Genomic DNA, 22,546 nt, shown 5'->3' with positions numbered 1-22,546 from the left:
AGGATGCGAGTCGCGATCATCGGTGCCGGAGTCGCCGGCCTCACCACGGCGAAGGTGCTGCTGCAGGCCGGGCACGAGGTCGAGGTGTTCGACCGGACACCCGACGTCGGCGGCGTGTGGAGCAGCACCCGGCGCTACCCCGGCCTCACCACGCAGAGTCCCAAGGCGCAGTACTCGTTCTCGGACTTCCCGATGCCGAAGGACCTGCCGGAGTGGCCGACGGGCGCCCAGGTGCAGGCGTACCTGCAGGCGTACACGTGGCATTTCGGCGTCGACGCGTGCCTGCGTCTGGAGACGACCGTGACGTCGGTCGTGCCAGTGGACGGCGAGTGGGAGCTGACCACACACACCGGGACGACATATCGGTACGACCGCGTTGTCGTCGCGAACGGCGTGTTCTGCGAACCGTCCGTGCCCGCGTTCCCCGGCCGTGCGGACTTCGAGGCCGCCGGTGGGCGCGTGCTCGCGGGCACGGAGTTCCACGACGCCGAGGAAGCGCGTGGGCGCCGCGTTCTGGTCGTCGGCTACGGCAAGTCCGCGTGCGACGTCACGGTGCCGATCAGCGAGGTGGCGGCGAGCACCGACGTCATCGCGCGGCAGCTGCTGTGGAAGGTGCCGCGCAAGATCGCCGGGGTCGTCAACTTCAAGATGCTGCTGCTGACCCGCATGGGCGAGGCCCTGTTCCGGTACCGGTGGCTGCGCGGGTTCGAGAAGTTCCTGCACGGTCCCGCGAACCGGGTGCGGCGCTCGATGCTCAACTCGCTCGGGTCGGTGTCGGTGCGGCAGTTCGGGCTCGCCCAGCACGGCCTCGTGCCGTCCGGGCGGATGGAGGACATCGTCAAGGGCGCGATCGGCCTTGCCACCGAAGGGTTCTTCGAGGGCGTCGAGTCCGGCGCGATCCGCGTGCGCCGCGACACGACCATCGAGCGGCTGACGTCGAGTGGCGCCGTGCTGTCGGACGGCACGATGCTGCCCGCGGACCTGGTCGTGTGCGCCACCGGGTTCACGCAGGGTGTGCCGTTCCTGCCGGAAGCCGTGCGGGAACGGTTGTTCGACGAGCGCGGCAACTTCGTGCTGTACCGGCAGATCCAGCCGATCGACGTGCCCGGCTTGTACTTCAACGGCTACAACTCGTCGTTCTTCAGCCCTCTCAACGCGGAGATGGCGGCGTTGTGGATCGCGGCGGACCTGGAGGGAGCGCTCTCGCTGCCGGACGCCGCTGCTCGTCGTGCGGATGTCACCGCGCAGCTCGCGTTCATGGACGAGGCGACGAACACGCACCACTGCCGCGGCACGAAGATCATCCCGTTCTCCCTGCACAACGCCGACGAGGTGCTGGAGGACCTGGACCTGCAGATCGGCAGGGCCACCCGCGCGGCGCACTGGCTGAACCCCGTCGCGCCCTCGGCCTACCGCAAGGTCACGCCTTTGTTGCTCACCCGGCTCGAAGCCGTTCGAAATGAGGTTGGAGAACATGGAAGAGCACCACGTCTACCGCAGCGGTGAGGGCACCAACGTCGGCGCGATCGGCCTGGGCATCTACACCCGGCTGACCGGTGCGGACACCAAGGGCGCCTACTCGTTGTTCGAGTACGTCGTGCCGCCGAACCTCGGTGGGCCGCCCACGCACGTCCACACCCGCGAGGACGAGCTGTTCACGTGCGTCCAGGGACGGGTCGTCGTCGAGCTGGACGGCGAGGAACACGTGCTGGGGCAAGGGGATTCGCTGCTGATGCCGCGCGGGGTGCCGCACATGTTCCACAACCCGTTCGACGAGGAGACCCGCGTGGTGGCCGTCGTGTCGCCGCCGGGGCTGGAGAACTACTACCAGGCGCTGTCCGAGCTGCCTCCCGGGCCGCGGGACATGAAGCTGGTCGCGGAGATCATGGTGCGGCACGGTCTTTCGTTGCAGCACAAGCCATGAGCCGCGCGGAGATGGTGCGGCGGATGTGCGCCGCGGTCGATGCGGGTGACGCCGAGGCGTTCGGTTCCTGGTTCGCCTCCGATGCCACTTATGTGTTCGGCAACAACGAGCCGTTGATCGGGCGTGCCGCTGTCGTGGCGGCCACTGCCGGTGCCGCGGGGGCGTTGCCGTGGGTGCGGCACGTGGTCGAGCAGGTGGCGGAGGTCGGGGACCAGTTGTTCTGCCGGTTCACGATCGAGACCTCGGCGCCGGACGGGACACCGCTCGCGTTGCCTTGTGTGACGGTGATCTGGATGTCCGGCGCCGAGGTCGTCGACTATCGCGTGCACATGGACATCTCTCCGGCACTGGCGTGAGAGCGGTGGAGCCTGCCGAGGAACTCCCGGCAGGCTTCGACGTCCAGCTCGTCGCACCGCCAGGCGACATGGCCGTCAGGGCGGATCACGTACAGGGCCTGCGAATCCGGTTCGGTGAGGCCGTAGTGCTCGAACACCTGCGCCGAGTCCGCCCGGTGCACGCGGTCGTCTCCCCTGGCTTCGACGCGGGCGACGAGGTGGCCGGCGACGCCGAGTTCCGCGAGGGCTGTGGAGTGCGCGGTGATCTCGTCGGCGGTGAGGTGCTTGCGGGACAACGCGAGGACGTGCAGCTGATAACCCTGCAGCAGGTCGAACACCTGCTCGGCGGCGTTGATCCTCGCGTCCGGGACGCGCTGGCCCGCGAGCGGACCCCTGAGCGAGTAGAGCAGTCCGTTGACGTTGATCTCGCTGGGCCGGTAGCCGAGGCTGATCTGGCTGAGGCGGTGGAACGACTTGCGGTGCGGGATCGGGGCCGCCGACATCCGTCCGATCAGGAACGGCCCCGCGGTGTCGCGCAGCCACGCCTGCCAGCCGCGCAGTCCTGCCGCGACCTTGTAGAGACGGTCGGTGAACTTCAGCAGCCGGACACCCGCCGGATGACGTTCCGCGGAGTAGGTGTCGAGCACGTCGATGTCGTCGTTGATCGCGGTGGCGAGCTTCCAGGCGAGGTTGGCGGCGTCGTGCAGGCCCGTGTTCATGCCCTGGCCGCCCGCCGGGGAGTGGATGTGGGCGGCGTCGCCGACGAGGAAACCCCTGCCGCGCCGGTAGTCGTCGACGCCACGGAGGTGGACCTGGTAGCGGCTGGTCCAGATCGGGGCGCTGAGGGTGAGCGGCACGTTCATCGCCTTGCGCAGCTCGGCCTGCAGGTTCTCCAGGTCGAACTCCGCCTGCGGGTCGCCTGCGTCGGTGACCATGACCCTGGACGTCTCGGCACCGTGGAGCGGCAGGAAGAGGCCGATGCGGTCGCGGTTCATGAACACCCGGAAGTGCGCGTGGTCGAGCGGCCAGTCGACCTTGCAGTCCGCGAGCAGGTAGCGCTGGCCGTACTTGTCGCCGTCGAAACTCAGCCCCAGCTGCTGCCGGACGGTGCTGTGCGCCCCGTCTGCCCCCACCACGTACCGGGCGGTGAGGGTGCGCTCGTTCGCGATTGCGGTGACGGCGTCTTCGGTCTGGCGCAGTTGCGTCAATCTCGTGTCTCGGCGGACGGTGACGCCGTGCCGCGCCAGGTCCTTCAGCAGCACTTCCTCCACTTCGGACTGCGGCGCCATCAGGATGAACTGGTACGGCGTGGTCGCGGCACTCGCCCGGTCGAAGTCGAGACCGCCCGCCTCCCGGCCCCTGACGTGGAAGCGGATGCCGGTGGTGACGACGCCGCGGCCGAGGAGCTCGTCGGCGAGCCCGATGCTCCGGAAGAGCTCGATCGTCCGCGCCTGGACGGCGAACGCCCTCGACTCGGTGGCGGGTCCGGCGCCGGCGTCAATGACGTGGACTTTGACGCCCTGCCTGACCAGGAGCGCCGCCGTCATCAGGCCGCTCGGGCCCGCGCCGACGACGAGCACGTCGCAGTCGTAGTGCGCGAGCCTCGGTCCGGTGTTCTTCGGCGGGGCGACCGACGGTTTCGGCCGGGCCCTCGACTTGCCCAGGTTGGCCAGGAACCCCCGACCAGGACGAGCGGTCACCTGCGGCAGCGGGTTGCCGGTGAGCCTGCCCCACATCCGGCGGGTGAGCAGGAACAGCAGCGCGACGACGGCGAAGATCAGCAGGCCCACGGCTCACCTCACCGCCGGCAGCGCGCTCGACATGCGCAGGAACTGCTGCACGAGCGGACCCTCGACGAGCGGCCCGACCGCCCGCACGAACTCCTGGACGTAGGGCTCGGCGAGGTGCTTCTCCAGGTCCTGCTTCGACCGGAACATCTCGTAGATCACGAACTGCGACCGGTCCGCGCGGTCGCGGTGCACGTGGAACTCGATCGAGCCCTCTTCCGCCCGCAACGGCTCGACGAGGCCGAGGATCAACGCCTCGACCCGGTCCTCGCACCCCGGCTTGGCGGTCGCGAACCCGAGGTGGGTGTAGGGCCCGGTCTCGTCGGCGTCCGGCTCGGGCAGCACGACTCGTGCGTCGCTCATCAGGTCTCCCTTGACTGCTCAACGGATGATGAATTCACCATCGCAGCCAGAGAGCGCCTGGTCACAGCGCCAGTCCCAGCGAGCGGGACCCTCTTATGCAAAAAACGTTTGCGGACGTCCGCAAACGTTTTTTGCATAACTGATATATCGGATATTGGATATCGGGCCCTGACCAGGCCTGATATCACGCGCCGAAGAAGACCTCGGCCTCTTCGTAGCGCTCCGCCGGAACGGTCTTGAGCTCGGCCGTCGCCTCCGACAGCTTCACCCGGACGATCTCGGTGCCGCGCAGCGCGACCATCGTGCCGAAGTCACCGGCCGCGACGGCGTCGACAGCGTGCAGACCGAAACGGGTCGCGAGCACGCGGTCGTATGCGGTCGGCGTACCACCGCGCTGGATGTGGCCGAGCACGGCCGCGCGGGACTCCTTGCCGGTGCGGTCCGCGATCTCCTCCGCGAGCCACTGGCCGACGCCACCGAGGCGGACGTGACCGAACGCGTCGCGCTCACCGGAGTGCAGCACCTCGGCGCCACCTTCGGGGATCGCGCCTTCCGCGACGACGATGATCGGCGCGAACTCGCGCTCGAAGCGGCGCTCGACCCACTCGACGACCTTGTCGACGCTGAACGGGCGCTCGGGCACGAGGATGACGTTCGCACCACCGGCGAGACCGGAGTGCAGCGCGATCCAGCCGGCGTGCCGACCCATGACCTCGACGACGAGCGCGCGGTGGTGCGACTCGGCCGTGGTGCGGAGGCGGTCGATCGCCTCGGTCGCGATGTGCACGGCGGTGTCGAAGCCGAACGTGTAGTCCGTGGCGCCGAGGTCGTTGTCGATCGTCTTCGGCACACCGACGACGCCGATGCCGTCATCGGTCAGGCGCTTGGCGACGCCGAGGGTGTCCTCGCCGCCGATCGCGACGATGGCGTCGATGTTGTTGGCCGCGATCGTCTCGCGGATGCGGTCGACACCGCCCTCGACCTTGTACGGGTTCGTGCGCGACGAGCCCAGGATGGTGCCACCGCGAGTGAGGATCTCCTCGACGTCGGCGAGGCCGATCTCCTTGGTCAGGTTCTCGATCGGACCCTGCCACCCGTTGCGGAACCCGACGATCTCCCAGCCGTGTGCCTTGATGCCCTTGCGGACCACGGCCCGGATCACGGCGTTCAGACCGGGGCAGTCACCACCGCCAGTGAGCACACCGATGCGCATCTGCTTGCCCAATCTCTCGTGTTCTGTGTCACGCAGACTTTCACGAGCTGTATCGGTGCAGCAACATGGGGTCTCACTTACCGGACGGGAAACCCGATTTTCCGCCGATGTTCCTCGATCACCTTCCACCGCGCGAGGTTGTGGCGCGCGTCGGCGAGAGCGTCGTGCGCGTCGGCCGGGGGCGCGGGCAGCTTCGGGCGGCCGACGTCGTCCCAGCGTTGCCGCAGGTCACGGGTGAACCGGGGCAGCGCGCGCGGCAACGCCGGCATCGCACCCCACAGCTGAGCCAGCGCGACGTGGTCGTAGGCGGCGAACCACGCCCACAGCTCGACCTCGTCACGGGCGGCGTTGCGGGCGCCGAGGAAGTCGAGCAGGTCCTCGCGGATGCGCTCACGGCCGCGCCACGCCTTGTCCGCGGGCGAGGGGAGCTGGTTGAGGACGTTCTGCCGCACCCACGGCCCGGCCCGCTCGGGGTCGAACTCGGTGGACACGGCATAGAACTCGCGGCCTTCCTCGTCGACCACACCGATCGACACGAGGTCGATCGTCACCCCGTCCTCGATGAACTCACAGTCGTAGAAGAACCGCACCGCGACACCCTAGGGGGCCGCTCAGCTCGCCTTCTTCTCGGGCACCCGGTCGGAGCCCTTGCCCTGCTCGGGCACGGTCGTCGCCTGCTCCTTGGCCTTGGCCGCGTAGACGTCGACGTACTCCTGGCCGGAGAGCTCCATCAACGCGTACATGATCTCGTCGGTGATGGACCGCAGCACGAACCGGTCGCCCGACAGCCCTTCGTAACGGGAGAAGTCGAGCGGCTTGCCGATCTTGATCCGGATCGGGTACGGCTTCCACATCTTCGAGCCGATGGGGTTGGCCTTGTCCGTGCCGAACATCGCCACCGGGATGACCGGCGCACCGGACTCCAGCGCGATCCACGCGACACCGACCTTGCCCTTGTACAGGCGGCTGTCGGGCGAACGGGTGCCCTCGGGGTAGATGCCGAGCAGCTTGCCCTCGCGCACGATCCGCACACCGGTGTCGAGCGCGCCCTGGGCGGCCGAGGCGCTGGACCGGTCGATCGGCACCTGGCCGACGCCGGAGAAGAACCACTTCTGCAGCCTGCCCTTGAGCCCCGTGCCGGTGAAGTACTCGATCTTGGCGGGGAAGGTCACCCGCCGCGACAGCATCAGCGGCAGGAAGAAGGAGTCGGAGACGGCGAGGTGGTTGCTCGCCAGGATCGCGCCGCCCTCCTTCGGGATGTTCTCGGCGCCCTCGATGATCTTCGGCTGGAAGAACAGCCGCAGAATCGGTCCCAGGAGGACGTGCTTCATGATCCAGTACAGCACAGCGGGAAGCGCCTCCCTAGACACCGAACCTTGATCCCGGCAACCAGCCTACGGAGCCGACCGCACCTCACACAACGAATCCCAAGTTAGTGCGTCACGGCCGCTGCTGAGCCGACTGCCGTAACCCGCAACACATCCTGCCCGTGCAACGATGAGGGGTCAGAGGGTTGCGGCACACGGAGAGGCTCTGGATGAACGCCCGGCGCGACTCGACCGACGGCCCCGAGAACGTCGACGAGCTCTTTGCCGAGATCGTCGCGGGTCTCGAACGGGACGGGGTCGGCAAGGACTGGCTCGACCTCGACGAGGCGAGCCCCGAGAGCGACCTCGACCGCACTCTCGCGGCACGCGTCGACGCGGCCGACGACGTCCCCGCGGAGCCCGTGGACGAGCCCGAACGGCGAGATCGGGACGACGAGGACCACTACGTCCCGCCCGAGCCCCCGCCCTTCCCCGTGCTGCGCGCGTCCACGATCGCGGCGCTCGGCCTGTTCGTGCTGGGCATCGTCCTGCTGGTCGCCCCCGGCCTCTTCGGCCTGGAGTCGCGCATCGGCACGCCGCTGTCGCTGGTGTCGCTGTGCGCGGGCGTCGGCTGGCTGATCCTGCGCATGCGCAACACCCCTCCGCCGGACTCCGGATGGGACGACGGCGCGCAGGTGTGACACGTCACGTCTTACTTGGTAACGACGTGATAACGGCCACTCAAACCTTCAGATAACGATTCGGTCATGCCTACCGTGTCGGACATGGACCAGATGCAGCACCTGATGATGGCCCGCGCCCTGGCGACCCTCGGCAAGAAGGACGCGGAGCGCGCCAAGCGCCGCCCGCGGATCCTGCGCCTGCTCGGCCGGTAGTCGCCCGGTTTGTTCGCGGTGAGCGAACAAACCGCCTTGTCCCCCGAAGAGACAGGTTGTTGTCGGCCGACCGGCCATTCCTGACCCGCAAGCATGGTGGTCGATCACGCCCCCGGTCACGTTGAACGCATCAACGGCGCTGACCTGGGGCAGGGATCATGATTCGACACACCGAGGTGGACGGCGTACCCACCGTGATCGCACCGGCCGACGGCCCGATGAACGCGGGTCTGATCTTCCGCGTCGGCGTCGCCGACGAAACCTACGTCACCTCGGGCATCACCCATCTCGTAGAACACCTGGCACTCAGCGGGCTCGCGTCGCCCGACTTCCACGCCAACGGCATGACCCGGATGGTCAACACGCACTTCTACACGGTCGGGTCACCGGACGAGGTCGGCGCGTTCCTGACGCGCGTGTGTGACGCGCTGACCTCGCTGCCGATCGACCGGTTCGAGGCGGAGAGGACGATCGTCCGCACCGAGGCCGCGAGCCGCGGATCCTCACCGGGCGAGGAGGTCTCCGCCTGGCGGTACGGCGCACAGGGCTACGGGTTGGCGGCCGCCAACGACTTCGGAGTCGACCTGCTGCGGCCCCGGGACGTCGTCGAGTGGGCCGCGGACTGGTTCACCCGCGAGAACGCGGTGTTGTGGATCACCGGTGACGACGTGCCCGAAGGACTGCGGCTGCGCCTGCCCGGCGGCGTTCGCCGTCCCCCGCCGCCCGCGACGTCGGTCCCTCCCGTCCTGCCGGCCTACTTCGACACCGGCGAAGGACGGGTGTCCATGGGCGCTGTCGTGCGGCGGTCCATGGGCGCCATCGTGTTGTCCCAGGTGATCGAACGCCGGCTGTTCCAGAAGCTGCGGCAGGACCTCGGCGGCTCGTACCTGGCCACGGCGTCCTACGAGACCCGCGACGCCGAGCACATGACGATCACCGCGCTCGCCGACACCCTGCCCGAGAACCAGGACGTCGTCGTCAAGGGCTTCATCGAGACGCTGCTCGCGTTGAAGGCGGGCGACGTTCCCGCTGCCGACGTCGACGCCGCCAAGGCAGCGCTGAGGACGGTGCTCTCCGCTCCCGCCGCCGACACGAACAGCGTGGTCATCCTCGCGGCCACCGATCTCCTCAACCGCGGGCGGTGCTCGACCGCCGAGGAACTGCTCGCCGAGACGGAGGCCGTGACCCCCTCCGACGTCCACGTGGTCGCGGTCGAGGCCATGGGTTCGGCGGTGCTGCAGGTGCCGGAAGGCCACGAAGCGGACTGGGCGGGGTTCGCGCGGGTTCCGACGTGGTCGTCCTCCGCGGTGGCCGGAACCATGTATTCCACCTTCGAGCCCTCCGAGCTGGGCCTCGTCATCGGGGACACGGGTGCCAGCCTGATCACGCCCGGCGGAGTGATCACGGTCAGGTACGACCAGTGCGTGCTGATGGACGCCTGGCCGCACGGCGGGCGCGACCTGATGAGCGCTGACGGCAAGGTCCTGCCGATCAACCCCAGGCAGTTCGACATCGACCCGCGGGCGATCGCGGTGGTCGACGCCCACGTGCCCGCGTCGGTGGTGGTCTGGCGCCCGCCGCTGCCGGAGGAGAGCGCTGAGGTGACGGCCGAGGAGGCAGTGGCCGAGGCGCCTCGGATCGTGCAACGGCGGGCACGCACCTGGCCGAGGACCGTGGCCCGCGTGATCGCCTGGGTGCTGTTCACCAGCTGGTTGGTGTTCACGCTGCTCGCGACGGCCGGCATGGCCGCCAAGGACGACGCGACCGCCGGCAGCTGGATCGCGGTCGGCATCCTGTGGTTCATCGGCTGGCCGTTCAACGCGCTGTTCCGCGGCCGTCGAAGGCTGCGAACCGCGCCCTGACCGCTGCCCGCAGATTGCATACAGCCCGATATATCAGTTGTGGACACCGTTGACCTGCTGCCTAGCAATGACTCTTTGGACTTCGTCCGCAAAAGAGTCATTGCAAAAGGCCTTGCGGGTGCGGGCAGGCTGGGGGCGTGCGGGTTGGTTTCGATCTTCTGCGACGGGGTTTCCAAGAGCTCGGTGTGAGCCAAGGCGCGACGCTGGTGGTGCACTCGTCGCTCTCGGCGTTCGGTGACGTGGAGGGCGGCGCGGCGACGGTTCTGCGCGCGCTCCGGGGTTGCGTGGGTGAGAGCGGGACGATCGTGGTCCCGGCGTTCACCGGCGACGTGATCGCCGATCCACATCCGGACGCCCGCACCGCGGGTGACCCCGATGTGGAGGCGGCGAGGGCGCGCGTGCCGTTGTTCCACGACGCGTTCCCCACGACGATGGGCGCGCTTCCCACTGCCGTGCTCGCCGAGCCGGGCCGGGTGCGCAGCCGGCATCCGCAGGCGTCCGTGGCGGCGCTCGGACCGGCTGCCGAGCACATCACCGCACATCAACCGTTCGCCTACGCGCTGGGGACGGACTCGCCGTTCAGCAGGCTGTACGACCTGGGAGCGCAGATCGTGCTGCTCGGCGTCGGGCACAACCGCAACTCGTTCCTGCACCACGCGGAGTCGCTGGTGCCCGGTCACCGCACGAAGCTGCGCCGGTTCCCCTACCTCGTCGACGGCCAGCGGGTCTGGGTCGAAGCACCGGACGTCGGCGACGACAACGACACGCATTTCCCGCGCGTCGGTGCTGGCTGGGGGCAGAGCGTCCGGCAGGTCATCGGAGCCGCGCGCTGCGAGCTGCTGGACGCCGTTCCGTTCATCGACTTCGCGAGGAAACGGCTCGCCCAGCTCCTGCTAGGGCCGGCGTGAGTTGTTCTTCGTCAAGGACGCCGCCATCTCACGGGCCAGGGTCGCGGCGCCCACGATGCCGGCGTCGTCCCCCAGCTGCGCGGTCCGGATCCGGGCCAGCGGACGGTGCCCAGCCCCGGTCACCACGGACGCGTAGCGCTCGCGGGCGTCGTCCAGGAACATCGGCGCGGACTCGGACACCCCTCCCCCGATGACGATCACCTCGGGGTCGTAGACGTCCGCCACCAGCGCCAGCCCCTCGCCGAGCCAGCGAGCCAGGTCGGCCATCGCGCGCTTCGCCAGAGGATCACCATCACGAGCCGCTCCGGCCACGCGACGCCCGGTCACGGCACGCGAGTCACCGGCGGCTTCGCGAGCCAGCACGGTCGAGACACCGGGATGCTTCGCCAGCAGCTCTACCGCCGTCGCGCTCAAAGCCGTGCCACTGCAGTAGCGCTCCCAGCACCCGTTCTTGCCGCACGGGCAAGGACGGCCATCGGGAACCACGCGCAGGTGACCCAGCTCGGGCGCCACGCCGTGGGCACCTCGGAACACCTCGCCGTTCAGCAGTAAAGCGGCCCCGATGCCCGTCCCAATGGCCACCAGCACAGCGGTCTTGGCGCCCCGTGCGGCACCGAAGCGGTGTTCGGCCAGGGCGGCGGCGTTCGCGTCGTGCTCCAGCACCACCGGCATGCCGAGGCGGTCGCTCATGCGGTCGGCCACGTCGGCCTGCCGCCACGCGAGGTGAGGTGCGAAACGGACCGTGCGGCGGTCGGAGGCGATGAAGCCCGCCACGGCCAGACCGACGGCGTTCACCGCGTGCCGGTCCGCCACCTCCTCCACGGCGGCGACGATCGCGTCTTCGAGAGCGCGCTCACCGGCGGGCGTGGGGGCGCGTGAGGTGTCCAGCACCGAGCCACGCGCGTCCACGACGCCCGCGCGCACGCTGGTGCCACCGATGTCCACTCCGACGGTGAGCACTAGTCGGTCTTCCTGACGACCTTGATGTGCTGCACACGCTGGCCGGAAGGCTCCGAACCAGAAGGCTCCGGCGGCGTGGGCGGGGCTCCGGGCTCGCGCAGAGCCGCGCGCAGCACCGCCACCAGACCGGCGGCGTGCTCAGCGGCCTTCGCGGCCAGTTCGGAGCGGTCGCCACGCAGCAGCGCCACGCCGTTGCACAGAGGGCACCAGCCGCACGTCTCGGGCGTGTGCTCGCCGTCGCCCGCCTCCGCCACCCGCTGCAGCCACGGCTGCATGCGCTCGGCAGCCGCGTCGATGAACAGCCGCAGCTCCTCGGCGAGCTTGCCGGTGTTGTCCTGGGTCATCTAAAACTCCTGATCAGCGCCACAGCGAGGGGTCAGGGCGGAACCCCACCGTCACGCCACCCGAGTCCATCTCCGCACCGGTCACGATGCAGCGCTTCAGCAACGACGGCAGCGCCACGAGCCGACGCCTGCCGTCGATCGTCAACGCGAGGTCGTCGCCCACGCGCGCGAGGTCCAGCTCCGTGTCGTCGGCCAGCGGCAACGCGATCCGCAGCGAGTATCGGGCGTCGAGACCACGTCCGCTGCCCGACACCTCCAGCAACGACTCCGCGACAGCGGCACCCGGCAACGGGTCTTCAGTGCCGTAGAGCTGCGAGGCCACTTCGAGCAACGCCGGCACGCCGACGGGCTCCGAAGCGCGGTGGTCGACCGTGCGGATCTCACCGATCCCGGTCAGCTCGGCCAGCACCGCGTCCTGCTCGTGCCGACGCGTCCGCAGCCACGTGGCAGCGGCACCCCGCGCGGACCCAGGCGACGGCACCAGCCGGTTCGCGATCACGCTGTCGACCCGGATTCCCTGCAGCGCCAACGCGGTCAACGTCCGGCGCGTCTCGGCGGCCACGACGCGTTCCGGCGTCAGCACCAGCCGCACCGAGCACGACGAAGGATCCGACAGCATCGTCCGCAACGAGTCCAGCCGCTCGGCGAGCCGCGACAACGCGTCCGCGGTCGCGTCCCACTTCTCGACGGTCCCGGTACCCGCGACCCCCGCGAGCAACCCGCGCACCACCCGCCGGTGCGTCGGGAACAACCGTTCCAGATACCCCGCGAACGCCTCGGGCAACGACAGCAGCCGCAACGTCTCCGCGGTCGGCCCGCAGTCGACGACCACGACCTCCCACGGCCCGTTCGACGCCAGCCGCCGCACCTCCGCCAGCGCGAGGAGCTCCTCGACGCCCGGCAGCACGGTCAGCTCCTCGGCGTCGAGCTCGTCGACACCGGCACCGGCCAGCACGGTCCGCAGATGCCCGCGCAGCTCGCCCCACGCCTCGTCGACGAGGCCACGCGGATCGATCTGGCACGCGAAGAGCCCGTCCGCTGTGTCTACTTCGGACGGTGCGGCGCCCAGACGGACGTCGAGGGCGTCACCCAGCGAGTGAGCGGGATCGGTCGACACAACGAGCGCCTTGCGACCGTTGGCCGCGAGGGAGGCCGCCGTGGCAGCCGCCAGCGTCGTCTTGCCGACCCCGCCCTTGCCGGTGAAGAGCAGGACGCGGCTCAAGCCTTCTCCGCGCGCTTCTTGAGCTCCTTGAGCGCGGTGTCGAGGATCAGCTTCTCGGCCTTGCGGCGGAACAGCCCGATCATCGGGATCACCAGCTGCACGGACAGCGTGTAGGTGACCTTGGTCCCGGTACCGGACGGCTCCAGCACGTAGCTGCCGTGCTGCGACTTCTGCATGGTGCCCTTGACGAGGTCCCACTGCACCGAGAGACCGTCGGCCGCCCAGTCGTACTTCAGGACGTACTCGTCCTTGACGGGGCCCTGGTCGATCGCGAACCGGACCTGCTCCGCGCGGCCGTCATCGCGCGCGTCGAGGACCTCCACGTCTTTCATCCCGTTCGCCCAGTCCGGGTACGACGGGAAATCCGCGATGATCGCCATGATCTTCTCAGGCGGCGCGTCGATGACGATGGACTGAGTGGACTCGTCGGCCATGTGTGAGGAGGTTACTCGCGTCTTTACCAATTGAGGACGTGAGGCTTGCCGCTGCGCTGGAAGTGCCCGACGTTGACGCATTCGGTCCAGCCGATCCGCATGCGCCGGGCCAGCGGCTGGTGCACGTGCCCGAACACCGACCAGCGCGGACGTTCGCGCACGATCTTCTCCAGCGCGGGCCGTGATCCCCATTCGGGACGGCGCGCCACGACGTCATATGTCAATTCCGGGACAGCCGGCGGGATGTGCGTGCACAGCACGTCGACCGGCCCCATCCCGTCCAGGGCGGCCGCCATGTTCTCGTCCGTGCGGAGGTACGGGTACCAGGGCGCGTTGGGGTTGCGCACGTGCCCGGCCGGCATCAGCCCGCCGCCCGCGAACCCGAACCGCAGCCCGCCGATCTCCACCGCCGCGCCGTCGACGACGTGCACGCCGTCGCGCGCGAACTGCGGCCACAGGTGCGGACTGTCCACATTGCCCGGTGTCGCGTACGTCGGCGCGGACATCGCGGCGAACAGCGCGTGGTACTGCTCCAGCACCGCCTCTTCGACGATGGCGCGGGCGTCGACGAGACCGTCCCAGAGAGACCGGATGTAGCCGGCGGTGTCCGCGCGTTTGGTGCCGCGTCTCAGCTCGGCGAAGATCCCCACCTTCTCGGGCCCGAAAACGCGCCCGAGGATCCCCTTGGAATGGTCGTGGTAGTCGACGAAGTCGATGAGGTCGCCGAGCACGACGAGCGCGTCCGCCCCGTCACCGGCGCGCGCGAGCGCCTCCGCGTTGCCGTGCACATCGGAAACCACGTGAACCCGCACGCTTCCCAACCTAGTTCACGGGAGCGGCACGGGTGATGAGACGCAAGTCAAGGAAGATCACCCGTGCGGCGGGCAGCCAGCGGGACGACCGTCCTCCAGAGTCAGCTTCAGACCCAGAGCGACGGACTTCGCGGCGAGCTGCCGGCGTTGCACCTCGCGAAGAGCGGTGCGCGGGGTGAAGGAACCGGCGGGTGGATCAGCGCGGAGGAAGTAGTGCACCAGGGTGCCGTCGAGCATCGGCTCGAGCCAGACCTCCATGGTGCCGACGAGCGCGCCCGCGACCGTCCAGCGCAGCCCCTCGTCACCGCGGTCGGCGTAGACGTCGAGCTCGAGATCCGGCCAGAACGCACGCCACGACGACGGCGTTGCGAAGGCGGCGGCGACCACGCTGGGTGGTACCGCCAGGAAAGTCTCGTCGACGACGTCCACACTGGCCATGGGGTCAAAAGGTAACGGAAGGGCGTACCAACCTTTGTATCGCCGGAATCACACGCTAAGTTTCCCCACCAGTAACAAATCACCGTACGGAGGTTGACGTGCGCGAGTTCAGCGTCCCCGCCACCGCCGCAGTGGCTCCGGAGGAGAACCTCACCGACATGGTGTGGGCCAACGCGGAACGCTTCGGCAACGCCGTCAGCTTTCGCAGGCAGGTCGACGGCACCTGGGTCGACATCACGGCGCGTGACTTCGCCGCGCAGGTCATGGCGGTCGCGAAGGGCATGATCGCGGCCGGCATCGAGCACGGCGACCGCATCGGCCTGGTCTCCAAGACGCGCTACGAGTGGCAGCTGCTCGACTTCGCCATCTGGGCGGCGGGCGGCATCACCGTGCCGATCTACGAGACGTCGTCGGCGGACCAGATCGAGTGGATCCTGTCCGACTCCGGCGCCAAGGCCGTGTTCGTCGAGACGTCGGCGCACCGCGCGTCCGTCGACGAGGTCGTCGGCAAACTGCCCGAGCTGCGCCACGTGTGGCAGATCGAGGGCGCGGCCGCCGCGGTCGACGAGCTGACCGCGCTGGGCGCCGAGATCACCGACGAGCAGGTGCACGAGCGCCGCGGGCAGGTGGGCGCGGACGAGACCGCGACGCTGGTCTACACGTCCGGCACCACGGGCCGCCCCAAGGGCTGCACGCTCACGCACCGCAACCTGCTCTCCGAGGTGCGGTCGGCGCTGTCGCGGTTCCCGGAGATCCTCACCGCGGGCAACTCGCTGCTGGAGTTCCTGCCGCTCGCGCACATCCTCGCCCGCGCCCTGGCGCTGGCGTGCGTGTACTCGCGGGCGACGCTGGGTCACACCGCCGACGTGAAGAACCTCGTCGCGGACCTGGGCCAGTTCCGGCCGACGTTCGTGGTCGCGGTGCCGCGCGTGTTCGAGAAGGTCTACAACGGCGCCAAGCAGAAGGCGCACGCCGGTGGCAAGGGCAAGATCTTCGACGCGGCCGAGGCGACCGCCGTCGAGTACTCGGCCGCGCTGGACAACGGCGGTCCCGGCCTGGTGCTGCGGCTCAAGCACGCGGTGTTCGACAAGCTGGTGTTCTCGAAGCTGCGCGCGGCCCTCGGTGGCAGGGCGATCGCGGCCGTGTCCGGTGGCGCGCCGCTGGGTGACAGGCTGTCGCACTTCTTCCGCGGCTGCGGCATCCCGGTCTACGAGGGCTACGGCCTCACCGAGACGTCGGCGGCGGCGTGCGTGACGTTCCGCGGGCAGGAGAAGGTCGGCACGGTCGGTCTCCCGGTTCCCGGCACGTCGATCCGGATCGCGGACGACGGCGAGATCCTCATCAAGGGCGACATCGTCTTCACCGGCTACTGGAACAACGAGGCCGCCACCAAGGAGGCCCTCGAGGACGGCTGGTTCCACACCGGTGACATCGGCGAGCTCGACAGCGACGGCTTCCTGAAGATCACGGGCCGCAAGAAGGAGATCATCGTCACCGCCGGTGGCAAGAACGTCTCCCCCGCGCAGCTCGAGGACCGCATCCGGGCGCACCCCCTGGTGTCGCAGTGCATGGTCGTCGGCGACAAGCAGCCGTTCATCGGCGCGCTGATCACGATCGACCCTGAGTTCTTCCCGTCGTGGAAGGAGTCGCACGGCAAGCCGGCGTCGGCCGAGGTCGCGGACCTGATCGAGGACGCCGAGCTGCTCGCGGAGATCCAGGCCGTGGTCGACGAGGCGAACAAGTCGGTGTCGAAGGCGGAGGCGATCCGCAAGTTCCGCGTGCTGCCGATCGACTTCACCGAGGCCGGTGGCGAGATGACGCCGTCGCTGAAGCTGAAGCGCTCTGTCGTGGCGACGACGTACGCGTCGGACATCGACGCCATCTACGCGAAGTAAGAGGGTCTAATGCGCGAAAGGCCCAGGAGCTGAGAGAGTGCTCCTGGGCCTTTCGACCCCCAGCGATCGTGATCCGCGGAGCTCTCCGCAGAACCCGAGAAGTTTGTTGCCCCGGCCCCCCGACCGGGACATGAAGAAGATTGCCGTATGGCGCTGACGTATCGCTGACGCGCCGATGTCACTCGGCGACAGTGCGCAATTACGCTGTCCGGTACAGGGGGATGATCCGGCTCGCGCGAAGGGATGGCAATGACCTCGGGTCCGCAGTTCCGGCTGCTCGGCCCGGTGGAAGTGCGCCTGGACGGGGCGCCGGTGGTGCTGCGGGCGGGCAAGCACAGGGCGTTGCTGGCGGCGTTGCTGCTGCGGCCGAACCGCGTCGTACCCGTGACGGAACTCGTCGAGCACGTGTGGGGTGACGCGCCGCCTGCCCGCACGCGTGGGACGTTGCAGACGTACGTGATGCGGTTGCGAGCCGCGCTGGGCGACCCGTCGCTGATCCAGACCGCTCCTGACGGCTACCGGATGCGCGTCGACCCGCTGGCCGTGGACGTGCACCGGTTCGCTGACGCGGCCTCTCGCGGACGGGCTGCCGCCGCGTCGGACGACCTGGTCACGGCGCGGAAAGCGTTTGCCGAGGCGTTGGAGCTGTGGCGCGGGCCGGTGCTGTCGGACGTGCCCTCGGAGACGCTGCACGCCGACAACGCGCCGCGGCTGACCGAGATGCTGATGCAGGTGCACGAGCAGCGGATCGACGTGGAGTTCGCGCTCGGCAACCACGCGGATCTGGTGCCGGAGCTGTTCGCGCTGACGCGGGACCACCCGTTGCGCGAGCGGTTCTGGGGGCAGCTGATGCTCGCGCTGTACCGCAGCAGCAGGCAGGCGGAGGCGCTGGAGGCGTTCCGGCAGCTCGACCGGACGCTGGACGAGCAGCTGGGCATCGACCCGTCCGGTGAGCTGCGGGAACTGCACCAGGCGATCTTGGTGGGGGCGCCGTCGCTGGCCGCTCCGGTGGCCTCTCGTGAGCCCGAACGCGCGCCCGCGTCGCCGATGCGGCTGCCGGACGACATCGCGGACTTCACCGGGCGCCTGGACCACGTCGAGCGGATCTCCGGACTGGTCACGGGCTCGGTGCCGATCGTGACGCTGGCCGGGCAGCCGGGCGTGGGCAAGACGACGCTGGCCGTGCACGTGGCGCACCTGCTGCGGGACCGGTTCCCGGACGGACAGCTGTACGTCGACCTGCGCGGGTACTCGCTGGGGCCGCCCGCGGACGAGATGGACGTGCTGTCGCGGTTCCTGCGCGCGCTCGGGGTGCCGCCGGACGAGATCCCGCCGGACGCGGACGAGCAGAGCACGATGCTGCGGTCGCTGGTGTCGGGCAGGCGGATGCTGCTGGTGCTGGACAACGCGTCCGCGCCGGACCAGGTGCGGCCGCTGCTGCCGGGGACCGCGTCGTGCCGGGTGATCGTGACGTCGCGGGACGACCTGCGCGGGCTGATCGCGATGAACGGCGCGCGGACGGTGCCGGTGGACGTGTTCGCGCCGGCCGAGTCCGCCGCGTTGCTGTCGGAGCTGCTGGGGCCGGGTGATCACGCGGAGCTGGCGGCGCGGTGCGGGCATCTGCCGCTGGCGTTGCGGGTGGCGGCTGCCTACCTGGCCGGGCGCGGTGATGTGACGATTTCCGGTTCGCCGATCGAGCTCGCGTACGCGGCTCTTCCGCCGGCGCCGCAACGGTTGTTCCGGTTGCTGTCGCTGGTGCCGGGTCCTGACTTCACCGCGGAGGCCGCCTCGGCGTTGGCCGACGTGGACGCCGAGGGCCTGCTGACGGTGCTGGAGATCGCCCAGCTCGTGGTTTCTGTTGCGCCGGGCCGTTTCCGGTTCCACGACGAGCTGGTGCGTCACGCGGCGGCGTTGCGCGAGGAGTCGGACTCGCCGGGCGATCAGGAGCTGGCCTGGTCCGCGTTGTTGAACCACTACCTGCGCGTCGTCGAACGCTGTGCTGAGCTGCTCTACCCCGGCATCGTGCGGCTGCCGACGTCCGCCACTGGGCCCGCACCCCGGATCGCGACGTCCGCCGAGGCGCTGGCGTGGCTCGACGCGGAACGCCCGAACCTCACCGCCGCCATCCAGCAGGCCGCCGAGCACGGTCCGGCGCCGATGGCGTGGCAGCTCGCCGACGCCCTGCGCGGCTACCTGTGGATCGGCCAGCACGTGGGCGAGTGGCTCGCGACGGCCCACCACGGTCTGCAGGCGGCGGTGGCGTCCGGGAACCAGCCCGCGCAGGCCGCCATGCACACCAACGTCGGCACCCTCTACCTGCGGCTGGGCGAGTACGCGCTGTCGGTCGAGCACCACAACCAGGCCATCGACCTGTATCGCGCGCTGGGTGACAAGGACGCCGAGGCGAGCGTGCTGAACAACCTGAGCCTCGTGCACCGCCGCTCCGGGCAGCTGACCGAGGCCCGGGACGCGCTGGTCCGCTGCCTGGCGATGCTGCACTCGTCCGACAGCATCAGCACCGGCCTGTACAACCTCGGCCAGCTCGCCGTGGAGCTCGGTGAGATCGAGGACGCCGTCGAGCACTTCTCGCAGGCGCTGGCGCTCGCTCCGAACGCCGACAGCCACACGTACCTCGGCATGGCCCTGCGGTTGCGGGGACGTCTCGACGAGGCCCGCTCCCACCTCGAACAGGCGCTGCAGATCGGCAACGTGCCCGCCGGTGAGGCCGAGACGCTCGAGAACCTGGCCGCGGTGGAGCTCGCGTCCGGCAACCCGTCTGCCGCGCTGTCGCTGGCCACGCGGGCGCTGTCGCTGGTGGCCGACGGCGGCGATCCGCAGGTGGCGACGTCGGTACGGATCACGCTCGGCGAGGTGCGGCGGGCGTTGTTCGACTTCGACGTCGCCGCCGGTCTCTTCGACCAGGCGCTGACGACGGCGCGACGCATCGGCTACGCGTCCGGTGAGATCCGCGCGCTGATCGCGCTGGCCGTCGTGTGGGGCGATCTCGACCGTCACGCCGAGTCCCGGTCCGCCGCTGACGAGGCCACCCGCCGCAGCGCCGAGCTGGGTCTGCGCGCTCTGGAGAACCAGGCGCGGTCGGTCTAGGGGTCGAACTTGGTCTTGGCCGCGCCGGTGTAGGCGACGTTGACCTTCGTCCTGCCGACGACGCTGTGGTAGTTGAGCTGGATCAGCTTGGCGTCGACGACGTGCAGGCAGCCGTGCGACGCGACGTTGGCCGGGGCGTTGTGGCCGGTGAGTTGTGGAACGCCTCGCCTGCGTTGTAGAAGACCGCGAGGCTCATCGACGCGAGCAACGTCGACCGGCTCTGTCCCGGTGTGGGCTTTGTATACCGCCGGTGTGCACCGCGTTTCGGCCCCTCCAGCGCGCCTGCACCCAGGGTGGCGGCGATGTCGGCGGCGGCGGCCGGGTCGTTGTAGCCGACTCCCTCGATGCGGATGACCTTGAAGTGCCCCGGATCGCTGCGCAGGCCGACCGGCCCTCCGGTCACCTCGAAGCTGAACGACGAGAGCGCAGCGGGGTTGGCGAAGTACGTCGCGGTCGCGGTGCCCTTCGGCATCTCCACGCCGCCCGAGTCGGTGACGACGCTGTCGAAGTCGACCGTGATCAGGTCGATCCATGGCTGCTTCTTCGCGTTGCGGAACGGGCTCTCGACCAGGGCGCCGTCCATGGCGCCGAAGTTCATCGCGGTCTTCTCGCGATACCGCTGCACTGAGCGCTCATCCGCGATCAGCCGTTGCACCGCGCAGTTGCCCGCGGCGCTCTGAAGGGCGGCCAACGGGTGTATGCACTCTTCCGTCCGGGCACGACGCGAGCTGTGTTCAGCCTGTATACGCGCGCCATGAGCCCTCATGAACCGATGGTGCCCGCTCGTCCTTCGCAGACCCGTACACCGCATGCACGGACATCCGGGCAGCTCTCGCCACCCAAACGGACAACTGATATATCGGATATTGGATATCAGAAGGGCTTTGCAATGAGTCTTTTGACTTCGTCCGCAAACGTTTTTTGCATCCGGGTGTGCACCAGGCGGGATCCCGAGGTCAGCCGATGAGGCCTTCGAGGCGGTGCGCGAGCTGGTCCCAGCGCCAGTGGTCGCTCACCCACTCCCGCCCGGCGCGGCCCATCTTGGCCGCCATCTCAGGGTCCGCGAGCAACACGGCGATCCGCTCGGCGACGTTCCCGACGTCGAGCCCGTCGACGACGTTGCCGGTGATGCCGTCGCGCACGGTCTCCGGCGCGCCGCCGGATCGTCCGGCGATCACGGGCAGCCCGGTCGCCGACGCCTCCAGGTAGACGATGCCGAGCCCCTCGACGTCGAGGCCCCGTCCACGCGTGCGGCACGGCATCGCGAAGACGTCGCCGGCGTTGTAGTGCGCGGGCAGTTCCTCCCACGGCACCGAGCCGGTCAGCACGATGTCGCGCGAGCCGGCCGCCATCTTCTCCAGCGTCCCCCGGTACGGCCCGCCGCCGACGATCAGCAACGCCGCGTCCGGCACCCTGCGCTGGATCAACGGCAACGCGCGGATCAGGACGTCCTGCCCCTTGCGCGGCACCAGACGCGACACGCACACGATCACCGGCCGGTCGCCCAGCCCGTACCGCTTCCGCATCTCGGCGCGCGCGGCCGGATCCGGCCGGTAGAGATCGGTGTCCACACCGGACGGAAGGTGCTCCAGAGCCGCCATCGGCCCGAACGCGGCGGCGAAGCGCGAGCGCGTGTAGCGGCTGACGTAAGTCACGACGTCCACACCGGACCCGATCGCCCGCAACGCCTGCCGCGCCACCGGCAACATCGACCAGCCGACCTCGTGCCCGTGCGTGCACGCCACCGAGCGACTCAACCCCAGCGACGGCGCCAGCAACGCCAGCGGTGCCGCCGCCCCGAACCACGAAGCCTCACAGGACTCGGCCCGAGCGATGTCACGCGCGCGCCGCAGAACGTCGGGCGTCGGCAGCATCAGCGACGTCGGATGCCGCACGACGGGGAAAGGCTGTGCCGCGTCGAACTCCTCCGCGCCCTTCCACTTCGGCGCGTACACGACGAGGGACTCCGCGGGCAGCCGTGTCGCCAAAGCGTGCAGGTAGGACTGGATGCCACCGGGGCGGGGCGGGAAGTCGTTGGTCACCAGCAAGGTTCGGCGCACGAACCCAACGCTATCCGATGCTCGACTTCAGGAAGTCCCGCCAGCCCGCCACGCCCACCGTGCTCGCGTCCACAGCGGACTTCGAGGCCTGCCGCAGGAAGAAGTCGACGACACCGTGCTCTCCCAGCTGCGACTCCAGATAGACCATGATCGAGTACGCCTGCTGATAAGCGAGGTCACGCCCAGGACCGCTGAAGTCGGTGGGCAGCTTGGTGACGTCAGAGGTGAGCAACGGCGCGGCCTGGCGCAGCGACAGCCCGAGCCCGTGGAACGCCACCCAGTCCGCGAACCCCTCCACCAGCCACAGCGGCGCCGAGTCCGACGTCTGGTCGCGCGTCGCCACGTGCGTGATCTCGTGCCGCAGCAGCACACGCAACTCCAACGGAGTCAGCGCCGCCGCCCGCACCCGGTTGATCACCACGCGCTGCCCGGAGCCCTCCCGGATCGCGACGCCGGCCATGTCCGCGAACGCCGGCCCGACGAGCGACACGAGCTCGGAATCCGTGGCCGGGATGACGACGTCGACCCGTCGCGACCAACCGATATCCAATATATCGGCGACCGCGTCCACCGACTCGTCCACGACAGCGGACACCCGCGAGGCCAGCTCCGCATCACAGGAACTGGCGGTCACAGTCCCCGCAGACACCGCCTGAACAGCCTCTTTGCAATGGACAGTTT

22 protein-coding genes are annotated in these 22,546 nt (G+C 69.5%); 8 read left to right on the top strand and 14 right to left on the bottom strand.

Annotated features, from left to right (window positions below; translation table 11 throughout):
* Window positions 1–3 precede the first annotated feature (3 nt).
* The 3 genes from AB0M24_RS18785 to AB0M24_RS18775 are packed head-to-tail and all read left to right on the top strand — an operon-like array spanning window position 4 to window position 2,280.
* On the top strand, window positions 4–1,506 hold the full coding sequence (locus AB0M24_RS18785) for an NAD(P)/FAD-dependent oxidoreductase (protein WP_363768719.1): 1,503 nt from the start codon (window positions 4–6) through the stop codon (window positions 1,504–1,506).
* A complete protein-coding gene (locus AB0M24_RS18780; protein ID WP_363768715.1) occupies window positions 1,475–1,924 on the top strand; it encodes a cupin domain-containing protein in 450 nt (149 codons plus the stop codon). The genes AB0M24_RS18785 and AB0M24_RS18780 overlap by 32 nt, the downstream gene beginning before the upstream one ends.
* Window positions 1,921–2,280 carry a nuclear transport factor 2 family protein gene (locus AB0M24_RS18775; protein ID WP_363768712.1) on the top strand — a complete coding sequence of 120 codons (360 nt, stop codon included), beginning with the start codon at window positions 1,921–1,923 and terminating at the stop codon, window positions 2,278–2,280. Before AB0M24_RS18780 ends, AB0M24_RS18775 begins: the two co-directional genes overlap by 4 nt.
* On the opposite strand, the gene AB0M24_RS18770 is transcribed toward AB0M24_RS18775, so the two are convergent.
* The 5 genes from AB0M24_RS18770 to AB0M24_RS18750 form a co-directional block, all read right to left on the bottom strand.
* Entirely contained in the window at window positions 2,241–4,049 is a 1,809-nt protein-coding gene (locus AB0M24_RS18770) for an FAD-dependent monooxygenase (protein ID WP_363768709.1), read from the bottom strand. The two genes, AB0M24_RS18775 and AB0M24_RS18770, sit on opposite strands and share 40 nt — an antisense overlap.
* Before the next feature lie 3 nt (window positions 4,050–4,052).
* Window positions 4,053–4,409: a putative quinol monooxygenase gene (locus AB0M24_RS18765; protein WP_363768706.1), complete on the bottom strand. Its 357-nt coding sequence runs from the start codon at window positions 4,407–4,409 to the stop codon at window positions 4,053–4,055.
* 184 nt (window positions 4,410–4,593) lie between these two features.
* Entirely contained in the window at window positions 4,594–5,622 is a 1,029-nt protein-coding gene (locus AB0M24_RS18760; RefSeq protein WP_363768703.1) for a 6-phosphofructokinase, read from the bottom strand.
* Window positions 5,623–5,699: 77 nt separating this feature from the next.
* The gene (locus AB0M24_RS18755; protein WP_363768700.1) at window positions 5,700–6,212 is read right to left on the bottom strand and encodes a polyadenylate-specific 3'-exoribonuclease AS; all 513 of its coding nucleotides are present in this window, start codon (window positions 6,210–6,212) and stop codon (window positions 5,700–5,702) included.
* 21 nt (window positions 6,213–6,233) lie between these two features.
* Window positions 6,234–6,968: a lysophospholipid acyltransferase family protein gene (locus AB0M24_RS18750; RefSeq protein ID WP_363769319.1), complete on the bottom strand. Its 735-nt coding sequence runs from the start codon at window positions 6,966–6,968 to the stop codon at window positions 6,234–6,236.
* Window positions 6,969–7,159: 191 nt separating this feature from the next.
* On the opposite strand from AB0M24_RS18750, the gene AB0M24_RS18745 reads away from it, so the two are divergent.
* From AB0M24_RS18745 to AB0M24_RS18735, 3 genes are all read left to right on the top strand, one after another.
* Window positions 7,160–7,630: a hypothetical protein gene (locus AB0M24_RS18745; protein WP_363768697.1), complete on the top strand. Its 471-nt coding sequence runs from the start codon at window positions 7,160–7,162 to the stop codon at window positions 7,628–7,630.
* A gap of 353 nt (window positions 7,631–7,983) precedes the next feature.
* Entirely contained in the window at window positions 7,984–9,687 is a 1,704-nt protein-coding gene (locus AB0M24_RS18740) for an insulinase family protein (protein ID WP_363768694.1), read from the top strand.
* A 185-nt stretch (window positions 9,688–9,872) separates the two neighbouring features.
* Window positions 9,873–10,595 carry an AAC(3) family N-acetyltransferase gene (locus AB0M24_RS18735; RefSeq protein ID WP_363768691.1) on the top strand — a complete coding sequence of 241 codons (723 nt, stop codon included), beginning with the start codon at window positions 9,873–9,875 and terminating at the stop codon, window positions 10,593–10,595.
* Here the strand turns inward: AB0M24_RS18735 and AB0M24_RS18730 are convergent.
* Genes AB0M24_RS18730 through AB0M24_RS18705 form a run of 6 tightly spaced genes read right to left on the bottom strand, consistent with a single transcriptional unit; the run spans window position 10,581 to window position 14,805 of the window.
* Window positions 10,581–11,555, bottom strand: a complete 975-nt coding sequence (locus tag AB0M24_RS18730) for an ROK family glucokinase (RefSeq protein WP_363768688.1) — start codon at window positions 11,553–11,555, stop codon at window positions 10,581–10,583. The genes AB0M24_RS18735 and AB0M24_RS18730 overlap by 15 nt on opposite strands.
* Complete coding sequence (locus AB0M24_RS18725; protein ID WP_363768685.1) at window positions 11,555–11,899, bottom strand: hypothetical protein; 345 nt, start codon at window positions 11,897–11,899, stop codon at window positions 11,555–11,557. Before AB0M24_RS18725 ends, AB0M24_RS18730 begins: the two co-directional genes overlap by 1 nt.
* Window positions 11,900–11,912: 13 nt before the next feature.
* Window positions 11,913–13,121 carry an ArsA family ATPase gene (locus tag AB0M24_RS18720; RefSeq protein ID WP_363768682.1) on the bottom strand — a complete coding sequence of 403 codons (1,209 nt, stop codon included), beginning with the start codon at window positions 13,119–13,121 and terminating at the stop codon, window positions 11,913–11,915.
* Entirely contained in the window at window positions 13,118–13,555 is a 438-nt protein-coding gene (locus AB0M24_RS18715; protein ID WP_363768679.1) for an SRPBCC family protein, read from the bottom strand. Before AB0M24_RS18715 ends, AB0M24_RS18720 begins: the two co-directional genes overlap by 4 nt.
* Window positions 13,556–13,578: 23 nt before the next feature.
* Complete coding sequence (locus AB0M24_RS18710; RefSeq protein WP_363768677.1) at window positions 13,579–14,367, bottom strand: metallophosphoesterase; 789 nt, start codon at window positions 14,365–14,367, stop codon at window positions 13,579–13,581.
* 57 nt (window positions 14,368–14,424) lie between these two features.
* On the bottom strand, window positions 14,425–14,805 hold the full coding sequence (locus AB0M24_RS18705) for a polyketide cyclase / dehydrase and lipid transport (RefSeq protein WP_363768674.1): 381 nt from the start codon (window positions 14,803–14,805) through the stop codon (window positions 14,425–14,427).
* 98 nt (window positions 14,806–14,903) lie between these two features.
* On the opposite strand from AB0M24_RS18705, the gene AB0M24_RS18700 reads away from it, so the two are divergent.
* Both AB0M24_RS18700 and AB0M24_RS18695 read left to right on the top strand, forming a co-directional pair.
* The gene (locus AB0M24_RS18700) at window positions 14,904–16,700 is read left to right on the top strand and encodes a long-chain fatty acid--CoA ligase (RefSeq protein WP_363768671.1); all 1,797 of its coding nucleotides are present in this window, start codon (window positions 14,904–14,906) and stop codon (window positions 16,698–16,700) included.
* Window positions 16,701–16,949: 249 nt separating this feature from the next.
* A complete protein-coding gene (locus AB0M24_RS18695) occupies window positions 16,950–19,805 on the top strand; it encodes a BTAD domain-containing putative transcriptional regulator (protein ID WP_363768668.1) in 2,856 nt (951 codons plus the stop codon).
* Window positions 19,806–19,887: 82 nt separating this feature from the next.
* Here AB0M24_RS18695 and AB0M24_RS18690 read toward each other — a convergent pair whose 3' ends face one another.
* From AB0M24_RS18690 to AB0M24_RS18680, 3 genes are all read right to left on the bottom strand, one after another.
* Window positions 19,888–20,496, bottom strand: coding sequence for a hypothetical protein (locus AB0M24_RS18690; protein WP_363768665.1), 609 nt, complete (start codon window positions 20,494–20,496; stop codon window positions 19,888–19,890).
* A gap of 265 nt (window positions 20,497–20,761) precedes the next feature.
* On the bottom strand, window positions 20,762–21,865 hold the full coding sequence (locus AB0M24_RS18685; RefSeq protein WP_363768662.1) for a glycosyltransferase family 4 protein: 1,104 nt from the start codon (window positions 21,863–21,865) through the stop codon (window positions 20,762–20,764).
* A 10-nt stretch (window positions 21,866–21,875) separates the two neighbouring features.
* Window positions 21,876–22,460 carry a hypothetical protein gene (locus AB0M24_RS18680; protein WP_363768660.1) on the bottom strand — a complete coding sequence of 195 codons (585 nt, stop codon included), beginning with the start codon at window positions 22,458–22,460 and terminating at the stop codon, window positions 21,876–21,878.
* Window positions 22,461–22,546: the final 86 nt, after the last annotated feature.

The organism is Lentzea sp. NPDC051838 (assembly GCF_040681245.1).
Taxonomy (GTDB): Bacteria; Actinomycetota; Actinomycetes; order Mycobacteriales; family Pseudonocardiaceae; genus Lentzea.
The sequence above is the reverse complement of the archived record's forward strand: the minus strand, read 5'-3'. Positions and strand labels throughout refer to the sequence as shown.

Coding starts and splice junctions, on each gene's coding strand:
- AB0M24_RS18785 (WP_363768719.1), top strand. CDS start 4: ATGCGAGTCGCGATCATCGGTGCCGGAGTCGCCGGCCTCACCACGGCG.
- AB0M24_RS18780 (WP_363768715.1), top strand. CDS start 1,475: ATGGAAGAGCACCACGTCTACCGCAGCGGTGAGGGCACCAACGTCGGC.
- AB0M24_RS18775 (WP_363768712.1), top strand. CDS start 1,921: ATGAGCCGCGCGGAGATGGTGCGGCGGATGTGCGCCGCGGTCGATGCG.
- AB0M24_RS18765 (WP_363768706.1), bottom strand. CDS start 4,409: ATGAGCGACGCACGAGTCGTGCTGCCCGAGCCGGACGCCGACGAGACC.
- AB0M24_RS18760 (WP_363768703.1), bottom strand. CDS start 5,622: ATGCGCATCGGTGTGCTCACTGGCGGTGGTGACTGCCCCGGTCTGAAC.
- AB0M24_RS18745 (WP_363768697.1), top strand. CDS start 7,160: ATGAACGCCCGGCGCGACTCGACCGACGGCCCCGAGAACGTCGACGAG.
- AB0M24_RS18740 (WP_363768694.1), top strand. CDS start 7,984: ATGATTCGACACACCGAGGTGGACGGCGTACCCACCGTGATCGCACCG.
- AB0M24_RS18725 (WP_363768685.1), bottom strand. CDS start 11,899: ATGACCCAGGACAACACCGGCAAGCTCGCCGAGGAGCTGCGGCTGTTC.
- AB0M24_RS18715 (WP_363768679.1), bottom strand. CDS start 13,555: ATGGCCGACGAGTCCACTCAGTCCATCGTCATCGACGCGCCGCCTGAG.
- AB0M24_RS18705 (WP_363768674.1), bottom strand. CDS start 14,805: ATGGCCAGTGTGGACGTCGTCGACGAGACTTTCCTGGCGGTACCACCC.
- AB0M24_RS18695 (WP_363768668.1), top strand. CDS start 16,950: ATGACCTCGGGTCCGCAGTTCCGGCTGCTCGGCCCGGTGGAAGTGCGC.